Raw genomic sequence first — 15,109 nt, forward strand, 5'->3', positions numbered from 1 at the left:
AGCATTGGGTCATGTCGAAGCTACTGAAGCTTTCGCATAGACGTTTGGTAATGCTTCTCACCGATCTGGCCGGCTTCAAGCAGAAGCAAGCCAGTCTCATCTCAGTAATGAATAGATCCTAATCCACGGTGCCAAGGGTGCTTAGATGACAAGTAGGAGGAGCTTCACGGCTTCGCCCTACTCTGCTCTGCTTTGCATTCGTACCAGCCGAGATAGCCGATATTCAAACCTTGCTCGAGAGAGAAATGTAGCTCGGCTGTAACGAGCTCTCCTGGTTTCGCTGACGCGGGCTGTCCTTCTCCATCCGAAACCACTCTCATCTCCAAGCCTTCTGCCGTGAAAACGAGGCCTTCCTTCAAGTTTTCGTAACCAGGTTTCTGATCTGATGACAGCTCCACTAACCGACCATGAATCTTGGTTACGGCACGATAACCTTCGCTTTGAGCGGCGTTGCTTATCGCAAGTATCGGAGGGCTTTCTGCGGTGTACAGGTAGGTGCAGTACGAAACGTCCCCCAACACTTTTTCAATCTCAGCTTGTTCCATTGTCTGGGGATCGATTGCTGGGATATCAGGCGAGTTGACAGCCTCTTGCGCACCGACCACTTCAGGAGAAGGCCCTTGCATCATTGGTGTTTTCATACCTTCCCCAGGGGCGGGATCGCCACACCCTGCGAGGAATGCGGTGCCCAACGTTACAGCCGAGAGGAGAAAAATCTGCCGAGTGCAATACCATGAAGGAATAAACATCAGTCTGCCCTCTCCAAGTCGCGTATGAGATATTTCATTTCCGCAATTTCGCGACGCTGCGCCTCAATAATATCGTCTGCCAGCTTACGGACACGTGGGTCCGTAATTTGTGCGCGCTCGCTGGTCATGATCGCGATTGAATGGTGAGGAATCATTGCCTTCATGTACTCGGCATCGCCAACGGTAGCCTGGCTGCGGACAAGCCATAATGCCGCAACGAAAAGCAGCGCACTGCCCCCATAAATTGCGATGTTCATCATTTTTTTCTGATACATGTTGAGCATAAAACTCAGCATTACCACAGCCATCACAGGGCCCATGACAAGGGCCATCCATGCTCTGGTCTCGCTCCAAAACACATGTTCAAAGGCATACGTATTGAGGTACATCACGCCAAACATGATGATCGTAGACGTAGCGACCATCGCGCCGAAACGCCAATAAGACATGTTCATAGTGTTTTCCTTTATTGCCCGTCATCTGCTGAATTGCCCGTGTCAAAGCTAGCGTACTCAGTCGCTGTCATGCCGGGGAGGCGCATGACAAACGCAGTTATTTCCCAAAGCTCATCATCGCTGTGAGTAGGCCCGAATGCAGGCATACCACTCATACGCACACCGTGCTTTGCCAGCCAGAACACTTCATTGGGCTTCCATTCTGAGACGACGTCGGGAAGATGCGGGGGCTGTGGCAACATGCCCCGAGCCCACTCACTCTTTTTGACCCCTGGACCGCCGTGGCAGTGCTGACACATTGCCTTGTAGCGGGTTGCTCCGGCCGACACCATCGCATCGCGCAGTACAGGAGTCTGGACGGCTTCCGCTCTGTCAGAAACCGAGTTTTTCATCGTTGTGTCAAGTGTCCAGCGCACGATGGGCTGATGGTCCTGAGTAGCAGCGACGTTGTAGGCGCCTGAATAAGCGACAGAAACGACGACAACGAGTGAGATCAGAATTACTGCTACAAGCCCGACGGCTGCCCCTTTAGCTAGTTGCCTAGTCTTCGGCTGCATTGCGTCACCTCACGTTTCGCTAGATGGGAAGCGAGTATTCGCCTCCTGTCACTGGACCTGCTGTGAGGAGTGAGGTTTCATTCAACATGCCAAGCTTACAGAAATGTAATCTTCTGTTTTGCTGAGCTTGTCTGGCTTACCACTATCTTGAAGGAGGGACCCGTGATGGGTCGTATTGTCCTGGAAAACCAAAAACGATGCGCCAATGGGTCTTAAAGACAGAGAAGATCAGCGTCAAACAACGAAGTCTAGTGAAGGCGGACATCAATTATTGAGACTGGACTATCGCCGGAGGAGGCGCAAAAGAATTACCACACTATCCTTGAGCAACAAACCTAATGCGCCGAAGAAGAGCTCAAGTGACCGCTTTGTTGGAGCGCGACGTGTGGTCGTGGAAGGAGGTGTATGGTTGGCCTGCCTTCTCGACGTTAGCCGGACAAAACGGGAAAAGATGACATTTCAAGGGGGGGCGGAGCGTTGCCCCCACTGCTAGTGTTGGTTGTCCCAGCACACTTTTATCCTTCCAGCGTGCTCAACTCGTCAGGTATCAAGGATAGTTCGCTATGACCTTTTCTCCTTCTGTGCTTACACCGATCACCTTGTACGGGTGGACAACCCCTGGAACTTCCATGCCAGGCGATCCCGCCGGCATTCCAGGTACTGCAATGCCTTGCAAGTCGGCGCGTTTTGACAATTCAATAACCTGCGCAGCCGGTACATGACCTTCAATGAACTTGCCATTCAGAGTGGCTGTGTGGCACGAAGCGAGGTGGCGAGGGACGCCCAGTTTGCGCTTGACCGCCGTCATGTCCTGCTCGACGTGATCAATGACCTGAAAGCCTTGCTCTTCCATATAGGAGACCCAGCTTTTACAGCAACCGCAGTTGGCGTCTCTGTGGACTTCTATGGTTGGTAGTGGCGCTGCTGCGTGGGCCGTTGCCGTCGCGAAGAGTAACGTTGCGATCGCTAGTCGAACTTTGCTGAATTTAATGTTCATGTACATGCTCCTTGCCGTCGGCATGGATATGTTGAGTAGACTTAGCCGCGGAAGACTGGTCGGATTCGGCAGCACCATCGTGATCGCTGGCGTGGCCAGTCTCGGCGTCGCCGTCGTTATGGTGCCCGCCCCCACCACGCTGAGAGGTTTCACCCCCGCCATGCTGATGGCCGCCGCTTGATGCGACCAGGGTTTGATACTGGCTAGTATCCAGGGTCGGAAGCTGCTGTATAAAAGCAACCATCCCCCATATGTACTGGTCCTCCATGCTTTTGCCCCAGGCGGGCATACCAGTCGCTTTGATTCCATGCTTGATGATCCAGAACGTTTTAGCTGGATTACCTGCGAGTCCTGCGGTGGCCAGATTCGGTGGCGCCGGATATAACCCATTACTGAGTTCGGTTGGTGCGGCTCCAGGGGACAAATGGCATGCAACACACATAGAATCATAATTACCCGCACCAGCGCGAATCTGCTGCTGGTCGGTGAGATCAGGGACCTTTATATCCTGAGCACGCATTTCGATTGAGCGGTCCCGTGCTGTATCAAGGAAAGCATGAACCGGTGCGGAATGCGGATCGTCTGCACCAACATTAATCAACCCAAAGTACACTACGCCAGCCACACCAAGCACAGCAACGACGCCCGTTACGACCAAAGTTCCAATTATTCTTTTCATGTGCTTTCCCTAGAACCACATCCGAACGCCAGCGACGAAGCGAGCCTCGTCAATATCTTCCCCTTCATCGCGAGCGAAGTCGGCGGTGTCGCCATACGAACGACCCCAGCTAACCCCAATATAAGGGGCGAACTCACGCACAATCTCATAGCGCAGGCGCAATCCAAGTTCTGTATCGGCCAAGCCTGAGCCCGCGCCGCGCGCTGAATCGTTTTTGCCGTAGAAGTTCATCTCAGCGGTGGGCTGAAGTATCAGGCGGTTGGTCAGGAGAATGTCATACTCCCCTTCCAGGCGGGCAGCGGTCTGCCCGCCCTCGCCAATAAAGGCGGTGGCTTCCGCTTCGAACCCGTAAAGCGCCAGGCCCTGTATGCCCAATGCACCCCAGGTCTGGGGCGAGCCCGGCTTGAAATCCTGCCGTACACCGGCGACCACGTCCCACCAGGGACCGATGGAATGCCCCCAGAGCGCCTGGATCTCAGCGTCCTCAGTCACGCCGTTGGTACGCTCGCCCTCCGAGCGCAGCCACAAGCGATTAACGTCCCCGCCCCACCATCCCAACAGTTCCCAGCTGAGGGCACTGCCCTCATCGGCACGCTGGTATTCCAATTGGTCGAAAAGCAGAAAGGCGAAGGGCATTTTGTCATGCACCGTATGCCCCTGGATTGCCGGGAACGCCGCTTCGCGGTCAGCATTGGTAAGCGCGGGTATGAGCGGCGGGCCGGCTATGCCGTCGACGTTATGCACGGAGCCGTGGTTCATCCGTCCATGATCCATGGAACCGTGATCCATGGAATTGGAACCGTGATCCATTGAGTCATGGTCCATCGGTTTCATCTGGCCGTGATCCATGGATGAATGATCCATCTGGCCATGGCTGGTTTCGCTCTGCCCGGAAGAATCAGATGCACGCGCTTGCTCGGCTGCCGGTGCGTGCATCGAATGGTCCATCGCTTGGGCATTCGCCACGCTTGTGGTCATTACTGCGCCGAGCGAGACGGCCAACGCCAGCAAAGGGGGACGCGCAAGCCTACTGGTGATGATCTGCATTCCCGTCGGCCTCGTTGTCTTTATGCTGAGAGTCCATTTTGCTGTGATCCATGCCTTCATGTTTCATCGAGCCATGATCCATAGAGCCATGATCCATCTCCTGCCCGCCAGAGCCTTGCTGGCTTTGCTGGCCAGGGTTGCCGGTGGCATGTGAGGGGGCAGAAGATGATTGTTCGGGCATATCGTGCCCCTCACCGGCTGTGGCTACCGATATCTGAAAAATGCCCAGCAAGCCCAGCGTCAGAGCACTGGCGGTTAGTGTCTTACGATTCAATGCGTTCATAGCGTCTCCTTTATTCATCTACTCGTACCTCACGGAACATGCCCATTTCCATGTGAAACAGCAGGTGGCAATGGTAGGCCCAGCGGCCGAGCGCATCGGCTGTAACACGGTAACTACGCTTCGAGCCAGGCGGCATGTCAATGGTGTGCTTACGCACCATGAAGTTACCGTGCTCATCTTCAAGATCGCTCCACATGCCATGGAGGTGAATGGGGTGCGTCATCATGGTGTCATTGACCAACGTGATTCGAACCCTTTCACCGTATTTGAGGCGCAGCGGTTCGGCGTCAGAAAATTCGATGCCGTCGAACGACCAGGAAAATTTTTCCATGTGTCCTGTGAGGTGCAGTTCGATTGTTCTACCCGGCTCGCGGCCGTCCGGGTCGGGGAAGGTGCTTTTCAGGTCGGCATAGGTCAGGGTTCGGCGTCCGTTGTCGCGTAGCCCGATACCCGGATCGTCCAACTTGTGCGTCGGCGTCATGGTCTGCATATCGACCAGCGGATTGTCCTCTTCAGAGGCTGGGTGCGATTGCATTGCTCCCATCCCAGCCATTTCTCCGTGATCCATACCAGCCATCTGCCCATGGTCCATGCCGGCCATCTTGCTGTGATCCATTCCACCCATGTCGCCTTGCATCTGCCCATGATCCATGCCCGACATATTGCTATGGTCCATTGTGGCCATCTCGCCCTGCATGCCGCCATGGTCCATTCCGGCCATGCCTCCCATGCTGCCGTGGTCCATACCCATATCGGCCATGCTGATCTCGGGGCGTGGATCAGTCTCGGGTACCGGGGCGCTCAGGCCATCCCGAACGGCCAAGGTACCGCGGGCAAAACCTGTACGGTCCATGGACTGGGCGAAGATGGTGTACGCCTCCTCGGCGATGGGCTCGACGATCACGTCATAGGTCTCCGCCACCGCTATACGAAACTCATCAACACTGACCGGGTCCACGTACAGGCCGTCTGCGGCGACTACGGTCATTTTCAACCCTGGAATACGCACGTCGAAATAGCTCATCGCCGAGCCGTTGATAAAGCGCAGCCGCAGCTTCTCGCCCGGCTTGAACAAGCCGGTCCAGTTGCCATTGGGCGCCTGGCCATTCATAAGGTAGGTATAGGTATAGCCGCTGATATCTGCGAGATCAGTCGGGCTCATTTTCATCTGCGCCCACATCTTGCGGTCAGCAACCGTAGCGCCCCAGCCCTTCTCCTTTACATCACTGATGAAATCGCCAACGGTTCGTTTGTTGAAATTGTAGTAATCCGACTGTTTCTTCAGCTTGGCCATGACTTCGTCCGACGTCTCATCGGTCCAGTCAGTCAGCATTACGACATAGTCGCGGTCGTACTCGAATGGCTCCGGCTCCCGGGCATCAATTACCAAGGGCCCATAAACGCCTGCCTGTTCCTGAAAGCCAGAATGGCTGTGGTACCAGTAGGTACCGTTTTGATTGACCTGAAACTTGTACTCGTACATGCCATCCGGTGCGATACCGTGAAAACTCAAGCCGGGAACGCCATCCATATTCGCCGGCAGGATAATGCCGTGCCAGTGAATGGAAGTGTCTTCGCTAAGCCGATTCGCAACGCGCAGGGTGACAGTGTCGCCCTCACGCCAGCGCAACAGCGGGCCGGGAATAGTGCCGTTGATAGTCATCGCCGTGCGGGGCGCACCCGTAATGTTTACTGGCGTTTCACCAATGACCAAATCAAATTCGGTGCCGGTCAGCACGCTGGGTTGCCCAGGACTGTTCACCGCCCAGACCGGCGAGCGCCATAAGCCGAGCCCTCCAAACAGGCTGGTAGCGACCAGCCCTTTGACGAAGGTCCGTCTTGAAGTTTTGTATGGCATGCGAATGTATCCCGTCGTCAAAAAAGGTGCTAGAAAATCAGTGTCGGTTCGCCAGGTTGTTCTCGGCACATCCACCCTGTTTCCAATGTGCCATATTTCGATACGAGCCGTGATTACATTTATGTAAGGTTCAATGAACCCAAAAAAAAGGCGCCCTAAGGCGCCTAAAGCATCTCTTTGAAGGAGCGGAACGCCAAGAGAGCAAGGTTCAACACACAAGGCAGAACAACACGCCTCACAAATAATCATACACGGGACAAGTTAACTGGAGGCTGAAGCGAACATTACAATTCTGTCAGGTTCATGAGTCTAGAAAAACTTTTCCACGATATGCCAGTCGACTAAACGGAGCGTTCAACTGATAAACGCTGGTCATTTACACAGCCAGTTAAGTGACCCAGCGCAGCAACTAGCCAGTTGGCCATAAGTGCCCGTTTCCGACCCGCAGGAAAACGCAGATGACCGATAATTCCAGATTGACTCCGCGCGCAGCCATGACCCGCCGTGATTTTCTCATAAAGACGGGCTCTTTGACGCTTGTCGGTTACTTGGCTTTGGGCCGACCCGCCTGGGCTAATGGTCCCGGTTTGCCGAGTGCAGGTGAGTTTGGTGAGCTGGTCGCTACCGATACTGGCGGCATCGACCTGTATCTGGAAGAACGCGATTTGTTGGTCGGGGGTCAACCCGGTCGCGCTATCACAATCAATGGTTCCTTCCCAGGCCCCACGATCCACATGCGAGAAGGCGCCGAAGCAGTAATTCGAGTCCATAATCGCTTGGCGGAATCAACATCAATCCATTGGCATGGGGTTTTGCTGCCCTTTGATATGGATGGAGTGCCCGGCATCAGCTTCGCTGGTATTCCAGCGGGCGATACCTTCACCTACCGTTTCCCTGTCCGCCAGAATGGGACCTACTGGTATCACAGCCATTCGGCCTTCCAAGAACAACGCGGCCATTACGGTCAGCTAATCATAGAGCCGGCCAAACCCGACCACATCGATTACGACGTCGAGTACTCCGTTGTCTTGTCGGACTGGACGTTTACAGCCCCCCACACGGTTTTTCGTAAGCTCAAGACAATTGAGGGTTACTTCAACTTCCAGAGGCCGACACTAGCGAACATCGATAACCAGATGCAGGCAACGGGCATGACGCTGGAGGAAGTAATTGCCAAGCGGCTGGCGTGGCAACGTATGCGCATGGACCCCACCGACATCGCCGATGTTACCGGCGCGACTTATAGTTTTCTAATGAATGGAAAGACAACGGAAGAGAATCCGACTTTTATCGCCAAACCTGGTCAGCGCGTTCGTCTGCGGATCGTGAACGCTTCGGCGCAAACCTATTATGACGTCCGCATTCCCGGCCTGCCGATGACGGTGGTTCAAGCCGACGGACAAAATATCAAGCCTGTCGAAACCGATGAGTTTCGCATCGCTGTCGCCGAGACCTACGATGTAATCGTAACGATGCCTGACGACCAAGCTTACACGTTATTCGCCGAAGCCATGGACCGTAGCGGCGCGACTCGAGGGACGCTCGCTCCACAGCTCGGGATGTCAGCGGCCATACCGGAGCTGCGACGCAGGCCTATGTTAACCATGGCCGATATGGGCATGATGGGAGGGGGGATGAAAAGCATGGAAGGGGGAAATCAAAATAAACATGCAAGCAAGGATTCGCAAACCTCACCCCGCAGCGGAAATGAGTTGCCCACCGAAAACCTGGTGGAGCGCATCAAGCACGGCCCGGACGAGCACGGCTCTGCCAGCATCACCATGGCCCAAACTGCCTACCGCCGCCTGGATTATCCGGGAGCCGGCCTCGGAGACGATGATTGGCGGGTGCTTACCTATAGCCAGCTTCGAGCACTGGAACGTCCGGCCCTTCGGCGGCCACCAACACGAGAATTCGATCTGCACCTGACCGGCAACATGCACAAGTTTATCTGGGGTTTTGACGGCAAAAAGTGGTCAGAGTCAGACATGATCCGTTTTCAGCATGGCGAGCGGCTGCGGATCAACATGATCAATGACACCATGATGAGCCACCCAATTCATTTGCACGGGATGTGGATGGATCTGTACGCCGGTGGTGACCTCGACACCAATCCCCGCAAGCACACAGTCAACGTACAGCCAGCTGAATTGCTGACTGTAGACATTACCGCCGACGCGCCGGGACAGTGGGCCTTTCATTGCCATCTTCTTTATCATATGGAGGCAGGAATGTTCCGCACGGTTGCTGTCGTCCGTTCGCTGGATGGAGGGTCTATCGATGCTGACGCCTAATCTCCGCCTCTTAGCGATGATCGCCATGACCGTTGTGTTGGTACCCAGCGCGGCACATGCTCAGAACAAGCATGACATGTCAGACATGCCGTCCACAGCAAACCGTCCTGATCACCAGCATTCCGCCCAGCAGCACGAAGGGACACCACCCCCTGACCTCGAAATTCCGCCACTGCCCGCAGGCATGACGCTGGAGGAGGTATTTGACTATAGCAACAGCGAACCACCCTCCGATTTTCCCGATCCAGTGCCCGACGATCAGCTTTTTGCTTTCGCGCTCTTTGACCAGCTTGAATACCGCGTGCCAGATGATGATGACGCGCGGGACCGCCTAGGTTGGGAGGCCGAAGGCTGGATCGGAGGCGACATCAACAAGTTTTGGTGGAAAAGCGAAGGGGAGGCGATTTTCGAAGGAACGGACGAAGGCGAAAGCGAAAATGACTTTCTTTATTCTCGGTTGATCACACCATTTTGGAATGTGCAAACCGGCGTTCAATATGCCAATGAGTGGATCACCAATGATGACTATAATGACCGCTGGTCTTATGTGCTGGGTTTGCAGGGCATGGCGCCCTATCAGTTCGAATTGGATAATTCGCTATATGTCTCGGAAGATGGCGATGTGACATTTGAGACTGAGGGCGAGTATGACGTTCGAATCACCCAGCGGTTGGTCCTACAGCCCCGCGTCGGGTTGACCTTTTCTGCACAAACCATTTCTGAACGCAATCTCGGGTCTGGACTGACCGAGGCCGACTTCGATCTGCGCTTGCGTTATGAGATCAAACGAGAGCTTGCGCCCTATGTCGGCCTCCGTTATCACTCTCTCGTCGGCGAAACCGAAAACATCGCCGAAGCCGCTGGAGAGCGGACTGAGCAATGGCTATTCCTCGCCGGCCTGCGCTTGGCCTTTTAGTTGAACGGCCTCGTTTAACTTGAAGACGCTTAACCTGAACTCATCATTACAATTCTGTCAGTTTGTACTTGTTCAGAAACTTATCAACGGGTCTGTCAGTCGACTAAATGGAGTGTCTCGCCCTGGCTCGCTGGGACAAGACGCATTCAAATCGCTAACTGTGGAGATAAACACATGCATTCCAAATATGAATCCTGCATCCAAGCCTGTAGTAACTGTGCAATCGCCTGCCAAACCTGTGCAGCTGCCTGTCTCAACGAAGACGACGTAAAAATGATGGCGCAATGTATCAAGCTGGACATGGATTGTGCGGAGATCTGTCAGATGGCCGCTGCTTTCATGGCAAGAGGCAGCGAATATGCCGGAGAGATATGCCGTATCTGTGCCAAGATTTGCCGCGCCTGTGGTGAAGAGTGCAAGAAGCATGAAGCTGACCATTGTCAGCGCTGCGCCGAAGCCTGCATGGCCTGTGCCGAAGAATGTGAGCGGATGGCTGGTTAATCGCCTGGCGCGTTCGGGTCAATCCCCGACGCGCCAACCCCGTCGAAGCGTTAACATCAACAATGCGTTAGACCCAGCCGATTACCTTTCTGAAAGGGAATAGCATCTCCGCGCTGAGAATTGCACAATGAGCTATCGCTTAGGAGCTTGATTGTGAAAATCTTAGTTGCAGAAGATGAGCCGAAGACAGGCGTTTATTTGAAACAGGGTTTGACTGAAGCCGGGTTCGTGGTCGACTTGGTAATAAACGGCATCGATGCGGTCCAACAGGCCCTTGATGAAGAATATGATTTGCTGGTTCTAGATGTGATGATGCCGGGACTGGATGGCTGGCAGGTGCTTGAGCGGGTGCGTGCAGCTGGTAGTGAAACGCCTGCGCTGTTTCTGACTGCTCGAGATCGGGTGGAAGATAGAGTCAAAGGCCTGGAGCTCGGGGCAGACGATTATCTGATTAAACCCTTCGCGTTCTCTGAGTTGCTGGCTCGAGTGAGATCGCTTCTACGCCGGGGGAACGGTGCCACCGTCCAAACGACCTTGACCCTCGAAGATCTTCAGGTGGATCTACTCAAGCGAAGAGTCGAACGTGGTGGAAAGCGCATCGACCTGACTGCCAAGGAATTCATGTTGCTGGAACTCCTGCTTCGTCGTCGGGGTGAAGTGTTATCTAAGTCGATTATCGCATCGAAGGTATGGGATATGAATTTCGACAGCGACACCAATGTCATTGAGGTCGCTATCCGGCGGCTGCGCGCGAAAATCGATGATGACTTTCCGATCAAACTGATCCACACCGCGCGCGGCATGGGGTATTTTATCGACGGTGCGGAACCTGGCTAGGCTCAATATGTCACTGGAAATGGTAAGCTTGCGGCCGATATCGACCTTTGCGTCTGCCTCGTGCTGCTTCATGGAGCCAATGATCTGCTTGTGTTCGGTGTATCGCGTCTTCTTCATATTGCGATTTCCGTGGTGCTAGGTTAGCTGGAAATCTCATCAAGTTCATGGTGAAAAATTTGGGAGAAAAGTCAGCCCAGGAAAGGTCATCTCAATACGCAATGAGCAGTTTGCGGCTTTATTACGATAATGTAATTTTGACTTCACTTTTATGACAGGTTCCTGGGCTTATATTGTCATCATTACCTTAAGGAGTGATGAGATATGAATAGCATGAGAACTATTGCCGCACTTTCCGTTATGGCCGTTTCTTCTTTTGCCATGGCAGATGGTACTACTGACCGCGTTTATGGCCGCATGATTCAAGCCAACGAAAAGGCCATGCAAGAGTATGCAATTGCTAATGGAAAGAACCCACCAGAGGTCGTACATTACCGTTATGGCATGAAGCTTGATATTGAAAAAGTTGTACACAGGACCTCTACTGATGGCAGCTGCGATGTGATGCCCGCCCAAATGACATACGAAGATTCCAACGGTAATTTGACTACTCTTGAGTACCTGGCAGCCGGGACAAGTTGTCCAAGTAAGAGCTAACAGGTTACATCGCGTTGACTGAAATGTAATTTTCAAGCTACTTGAATGTTTTGGCAGGTGGAATTATGGCGCAAGCGCGCACGGTTAAGGCCAGCGCGCTTCGCATAGGCGCCGGACAATGATAAGCTGCCAATAACATGGGGACCACGCCGTCCAGGGTGCCCGCCAGTTGTTCCAGCTTTTGGCATTGCCGCCTGGATCTGCTCCAACTCCTCCTTGGCGTGTTTGTGGATTTTCGAAATCCGCCGGATGAACCTCTCGGCGAAGTGATCCCGAGTTCGCGCCGCATCCAATAGATTAAGATTAGCGTGCAGCGTGCGGATTTTTCAGCTCGGCGACGTCCCGACGCAGATGCTTGGGCAGAGAAGCGGCGGATCTTGGCTGGTTGTGCCAGTCGACACACAGGGTAACGGTATTGCTTCCGTAGGACCGTCATCGACAATCGCGATGCATCTGGTCGTAGATTGCCTCTCTCGTTAATCATTCTCGAACTGTCGGTAACTTTACCGTAAAAGTAGTAACGCCTTCTGCCGAGTGACAACCGATCGACCCCTTGTGCGCCTCCACGATCGAGCGAGTGATCGCCATCCCTAAGCCCGCATTCAAGGTGCTGCCCTCTCGTCTGGCTGTATCGATGCGGTAGAAACGATCAAACAGCTTGTCAATATGTTCGGGCGGGATCGTCGGGCCCTGATTGCTCACATTCAGTTGCACCCACTGGCCAGCTTGCGAGATATTGATGTCGATCGTAGTGCCCGCCTCCCCATAGCGAACCGCGTTCGACATCACGTTTGAGACTGCGCGGCGCAACATAAGGTTGTCTCCGCTCACCTGCGTCGCACCGTTGCGGTGCATCGCGAGTCTTATTCCTTTCTCATCGGCAGCATACTCATAGTAGTCCAGCACGCTCGAAGCGATTGCAGCCAGGTCGTGATCCTCAAAATCGGGGGTGATCATGCCGTTGTCGGCTTTGGCGAGAAAAAGCATGTCGTCCACCATACGCGCCATCCGACGGAGCTCTTCAAGGGTCGAAAAGAGTATCTCCTTGTAGTCGGCATTTTCGCGATCCTTCATCAGCGCCACTTCAGTTTGCGTCAGCATGCTGTTGAGCGGGGTCCGCAGTTCATGCGCGATGTCAGCGGAAAAGCCCGATAGGCGTAGAAAGGACTGGTCCAGTCGTTCAAGCATTGCGTTGAAGTTATCAACGAGCTCGTGTAGCTCGGTTGGCACGGACTCGGTTGAGATGCGCGTGTCCAGACAGTTGGCAGTGATCGTGGAAGACGTCCTGGACAGCCTAGATATTGGTTTGAGCCCGCCGCGAATGAGGACGAAGCCAAGCGCACCACTGAGAATTGCGCTGACGACTAGCGTGTAGATGAACCATTGCCGGATCATTTCGAAGAAATGGGTGCGGTGCGTGACATTCAATGCTAGATGGATCGTCCTTCCTTCCTCGCCGCCCCATCCTTTGATCCGCTCGGTAATACCGCTGTAACGGTTGGGTCCAACTTGAATCAGCCACTGGTCGTCTTGCCTGGGGCTTAGCGACAACGCCAGTTCTTCGGATAGGTTGTGATGTGAAGAGACGACCCGGTCCCCGACCATGATCGTGGCAGCGAAGCCAAACGAGGTATCGATCAGTCGATGTATGTCCGAGATCATATCGGGGTCAAGACTATTCCCGCGCGCCAGGATCATCTCCAGCGCAGAGACTTTGCCTTCAAGAACCTGTGCATCTTGTCGCTCGAAATGGAGGCGACAAAAATAGTCGAAGCTGATGGCGGCCAGGGTCAGTACTGCTGTCACCACTATTACGAAAAGAAGCGCCATTCTGCCGCGTAGTGACAACCTGCTCATCCTGCCTCTCTTGTGTCTAAAATGCACGCGAACGCGCATGTGGGTGACATGCTCCGCCCTTATTCAAACTTGGCCAGGCAGGTACGTCAAAAAGCTCTAGAGTTCTATGAAGCATTTGCTGTCGGAACACGTGTCATCTGCCGCCAAGCACCTGACGTCGCACGAACCATATTTGTAGTAAAGGCAGAACAACCCACTGGGCCAGTGGCGACAAACCGATACCAGTAAGGGGCAGCAAAGGCATCGCTTCGCTGTAAGTCCAGCGTTGCAGCGGGCCTGTTGCTAACACCTCGAAAACTACCGTAATCAAAAGCCCTGCGGCAATAAAGACGCCGACCGCAATGGGCTGCTTCTTCAAAAACCAGTATCGGGAACGTGCCACTATACTAGCCGTCCAGAATGCCACTAGCGATATCACAATATCGCCGGCGGTGGCTTTGGTACAGTGCAAGATTACAGTGAAGTAATGAACCTCATCGAAGCCTGCAAACAGGGGTAGCTGCAGCAGCTCCCAAACAAAATGCAGAAGGAAAGCGAAAATCGCGATGTGAAGCTCGGGTGTGTTCAGCGCGGCATTCTTGGTGATAAAAGTCTCTCCGACCGTGAACGAAGACATGCCTGTAGCTACCTGACTGAGCGTAGCCAAGCCGTTGTCTTTATCATAGCCGAAAAAAGGAGGGGGCTCGGCGTGGAGCCCTCACTTCTTTCGAGGTGCCGTCGGTATTACTCGGTGGTTTGCTGCTTCTGCATGGCATCCATCATCTCACGGCAATCCTTCATCATCTGGCGCATTTCGGACATCATGTTTTCATCCATCATCATGCCTTCATCCATCATCATGCCGCCCATCATATGCTGCTTGTTTCCTTTTTCAGTCTCCTCCGTTGCGGCCGAGACGGCGACACTGGCGCCGCTTGTTACTAGGGCGGCCAACAGAATGCTATAGGTCGTTTTACGCATCATTTTCTTTACCTCATTCAGGGTTTTGTACGTTAGATGATTCGACAACAGGCGCGGCCTGCTGTTCGCCTTTCTTGCCCTTTCCAGGTTTCATGCAGACGGCCAACATCAACAAACAGGGCAAAAACAGCAGGAGGCTAGGCAAGGAGCTTATGAATAGCTCCTTGTTTAGGTTCAGCAGGACGAAGCTGACACCTGCCACCATTATCCCCGTCGTCAACGGACGCCGGATCAGTAAATCGCGCCCTTTCACATACAAGTTCATCTCTGACTCCCACTATTACCAATGGGCGTTCAGCCCGTTGCTTGGTGTGACTAGGCGCAGTGCTCACTCTTGGTTTGCTTCCCGACTAACTTGCGGGCTTTGCTGCAGTGACTCCTGCAACATTTTAGGTGCCTGGGCACGAGGTACGTTGGTCAGTGCATAATCACTACCGTCTTCTGCCATCGCTACCGAAGAGGCGA

17 protein-coding genes and 1 pseudogene are annotated in these 15,109 nt (G+C 53.9%); 5 read left to right on the plus strand and 13 right to left on the minus strand.

All coding sequences use genetic code 11. The features are described 5' to 3' along the window. Positions 1-164: 164 nt before the first annotated feature. The 8 genes from ENI00_RS05120 to ENI00_RS05155 form a co-directional block, all read right to left on the minus strand. On the minus strand, positions 165-641 hold the full coding sequence (locus ENI00_RS05120; protein WP_304099817.1) for a hypothetical protein: 477 nt from the start codon (positions 639-641) through the stop codon (positions 165-167). A gap of 107 nt (positions 642-748) precedes the next feature. Then, positions 749-1,204, minus strand: coding sequence for a DUF305 domain-containing protein (locus tag ENI00_RS05125; RefSeq protein WP_304099819.1), 456 nt, complete (start codon positions 1,202-1,204; stop codon positions 749-751). 11 nt (positions 1,205-1,215) lie between these two features. Continuing rightward, a complete protein-coding gene (locus tag ENI00_RS05130; RefSeq protein WP_304099822.1) occupies positions 1,216-1,761 on the minus strand; it encodes a c-type cytochrome in 546 nt (181 codons plus the stop codon). Between the two features lie 547 nt (positions 1,762-2,308). Continuing rightward, complete coding sequence (locus tag ENI00_RS05135; protein ID WP_414674211.1) at positions 2,309-2,764, minus strand: DUF411 domain-containing protein; 456 nt, start codon at positions 2,762-2,764, stop codon at positions 2,309-2,311. Then, complete coding sequence (locus ENI00_RS05140) at positions 2,748-3,437, minus strand: c-type cytochrome (protein ID WP_304099826.1); 690 nt, start codon at positions 3,435-3,437, stop codon at positions 2,748-2,750. The genes ENI00_RS05135 and ENI00_RS05140 overlap by 17 nt, the downstream gene beginning before the upstream one ends. A gap of 9 nt (positions 3,438-3,446) precedes the next feature. Continuing rightward, on the minus strand, positions 3,447-4,475 hold the full coding sequence (locus ENI00_RS05145; protein ID WP_304099868.1) for a copper resistance protein B: 1,029 nt from the start codon (positions 4,473-4,475) through the stop codon (positions 3,447-3,449). Further along, positions 4,465-4,767: a hypothetical protein gene (locus tag ENI00_RS05150; RefSeq protein WP_304099829.1), complete on the minus strand. Its 303-nt coding sequence runs from the start codon at positions 4,765-4,767 to the stop codon at positions 4,465-4,467. The genes ENI00_RS05145 and ENI00_RS05150 overlap by 11 nt, the downstream gene beginning before the upstream one ends. 10 nt (positions 4,768-4,777) lie before the next feature. Further along, positions 4,778-6,625, minus strand: a complete 1,848-nt coding sequence (locus ENI00_RS05155; RefSeq protein ID WP_304099832.1) for a copper resistance system multicopper oxidase — start codon at positions 6,623-6,625, stop codon at positions 4,778-4,780. A gap of 458 nt (positions 6,626-7,083) precedes the next feature. On the opposite strand from ENI00_RS05155, the gene ENI00_RS05160 reads away from it, so the two are divergent. From ENI00_RS05160 to ENI00_RS05180, 5 genes are all read left to right on the plus strand, one after another. Continuing rightward, a complete protein-coding gene (locus ENI00_RS05160; RefSeq protein ID WP_304099835.1) occupies positions 7,084-8,919 on the plus strand; it encodes a copper resistance system multicopper oxidase in 1,836 nt (611 codons plus the stop codon). Continuing rightward, a complete protein-coding gene (locus ENI00_RS05165; RefSeq protein WP_304099837.1) occupies positions 8,906-9,835 on the plus strand; it encodes a copper resistance protein B in 930 nt (309 codons plus the stop codon). The genes ENI00_RS05160 and ENI00_RS05165 overlap by 14 nt, the downstream gene beginning before the upstream one ends. Before the next feature lie 174 nt (positions 9,836-10,009). Further along, entirely contained in the window at positions 10,010-10,336 is a 327-nt protein-coding gene (locus ENI00_RS05170; RefSeq protein ID WP_304099839.1) for a four-helix bundle copper-binding protein, read from the plus strand. A gap of 153 nt (positions 10,337-10,489) precedes the next feature. Continuing rightward, on the plus strand, positions 10,490-11,173 hold the full coding sequence (locus ENI00_RS05175; protein WP_304099842.1) for a heavy metal response regulator transcription factor: 684 nt from the start codon (positions 10,490-10,492) through the stop codon (positions 11,171-11,173). Positions 11,174-11,494: 321 nt separating this feature from the next. After that, the gene (locus ENI00_RS05180; protein WP_304099845.1) at positions 11,495-11,827 is read left to right on the plus strand and encodes a DUF2790 domain-containing protein; all 333 of its coding nucleotides are present in this window, start codon (positions 11,495-11,497) and stop codon (positions 11,825-11,827) included. Between the two features lie 130 nt (positions 11,828-11,957). On the opposite strand, the pseudogene ENI00_RS18715 reads toward ENI00_RS05180, so the two are convergent. From ENI00_RS18715 to ENI00_RS05200, 5 genes and pseudogenes are all read right to left on the minus strand, one after another. Further along, positions 11,958-12,206 (minus strand): annotated as a pseudogene (locus ENI00_RS18715) (hypothetical protein); the annotation flags it as partial. A gap of 101 nt (positions 12,207-12,307) precedes the next feature. Next, entirely contained in the window at positions 12,308-13,684 is a 1,377-nt protein-coding gene (locus ENI00_RS05185; protein ID WP_304099849.1) for a heavy metal sensor histidine kinase, read from the minus strand. Between the two features lie 133 nt (positions 13,685-13,817). After that, positions 13,818-14,300 carry a hypothetical protein gene (locus ENI00_RS05190; protein WP_304099852.1) on the minus strand — a complete coding sequence of 161 codons (483 nt, stop codon included), beginning with the start codon at positions 14,298-14,300 and terminating at the stop codon, positions 13,818-13,820. A 107-nt stretch (positions 14,301-14,407) separates the two neighbouring features. Further along, the gene (locus ENI00_RS05195; protein ID WP_304099855.1) at positions 14,408-14,647 is read right to left on the minus strand and encodes a hypothetical protein; all 240 of its coding nucleotides are present in this window, start codon (positions 14,645-14,647) and stop codon (positions 14,408-14,410) included. A gap of 10 nt (positions 14,648-14,657) precedes the next feature. Further along, positions 14,658-14,909, minus strand: a complete 252-nt coding sequence (locus ENI00_RS05200; protein ID WP_304099858.1) for a hypothetical protein — start codon at positions 14,907-14,909, stop codon at positions 14,658-14,660. Positions 14,910-15,109: the final 200 nt, after the last annotated feature.

It is taken from the genome of Marinobacter antarcticus, assembly GCF_011049865.1.
Lineage (GTDB): Bacteria > Pseudomonadota > Gammaproteobacteria > Pseudomonadales > Oleiphilaceae > Marinobacter > Marinobacter antarcticus_A.

Excerpts from the sequence above, each read along its gene's own strand:
- ENI00_RS05170 (WP_304099839.1), top strand. The coding sequence starts at position 10,010 with ATGCATTCCAAATATGAATCCTGCATCCAAGCCTGTAGTAACTGTGCA.
- ENI00_RS05160 (WP_304099835.1), top strand. The coding sequence starts at position 7,084 with ATGACCGATAATTCCAGATTGACTCCGCGCGCAGCCATGACCCGCCGT.
- ENI00_RS05140 (WP_304099826.1), bottom strand. The coding sequence starts at position 3,437 with ATGAAAAGAATAATTGGAACTTTGGTCGTAACGGGCGTCGTTGCTGTG.
- ENI00_RS05155 (WP_304099832.1), bottom strand. The coding sequence starts at position 6,625 with ATGCCATACAAAACTTCAAGACGGACCTTCGTCAAAGGGCTGGTCGCT.
- ENI00_RS05180 (WP_304099845.1), top strand. The coding sequence starts at position 11,495 with ATGAATAGCATGAGAACTATTGCCGCACTTTCCGTTATGGCCGTTTCT.
- ENI00_RS05120 (WP_304099817.1), bottom strand. The coding sequence starts at position 641 with ATGAAAACACCAATGATGCAAGGGCCTTCTCCTGAAGTGGTCGGTGCG.
- ENI00_RS05195 (WP_304099855.1), bottom strand. The coding sequence starts at position 14,647 with ATGATGCGTAAAACGACCTATAGCATTCTGTTGGCCGCCCTAGTAACA.
- ENI00_RS05190 (WP_304099852.1), bottom strand. The coding sequence starts at position 14,300 with ATGTCTTCGTTCACGGTCGGAGAGACTTTTATCACCAAGAATGCCGCG.
- ENI00_RS05125 (WP_304099819.1), bottom strand. The coding sequence starts at position 1,204 with ATGAACATGTCTTATTGGCGTTTCGGCGCGATGGTCGCTACGTCTACG.
- ENI00_RS05185 (WP_304099849.1), bottom strand. The coding sequence starts at position 13,684 with ATGAGCAGGTTGTCACTACGCGGCAGAATGGCGCTTCTTTTCGTAATA.
- ENI00_RS05130 (WP_304099822.1), bottom strand. The coding sequence starts at position 1,761 with ATGCAGCCGAAGACTAGGCAACTAGCTAAAGGGGCAGCCGTCGGGCTT.
- ENI00_RS05200 (WP_304099858.1), bottom strand. The coding sequence starts at position 14,909 with ATGAACTTGTATGTGAAAGGGCGCGATTTACTGATCCGGCGTCCGTTG.
- ENI00_RS05165 (WP_304099837.1), top strand. The coding sequence starts at position 8,906 with ATGCTGACGCCTAATCTCCGCCTCTTAGCGATGATCGCCATGACCGTT.
- ENI00_RS05135 (WP_414674211.1), bottom strand. The coding sequence starts at position 2,764 with ATGTACATGAACATTAAATTCAGCAAAGTTCGACTAGCGATCGCAACG.
- ENI00_RS05150 (WP_304099829.1), bottom strand. The coding sequence starts at position 4,767 with ATGAACGCATTGAATCGTAAGACACTAACCGCCAGTGCTCTGACGCTG.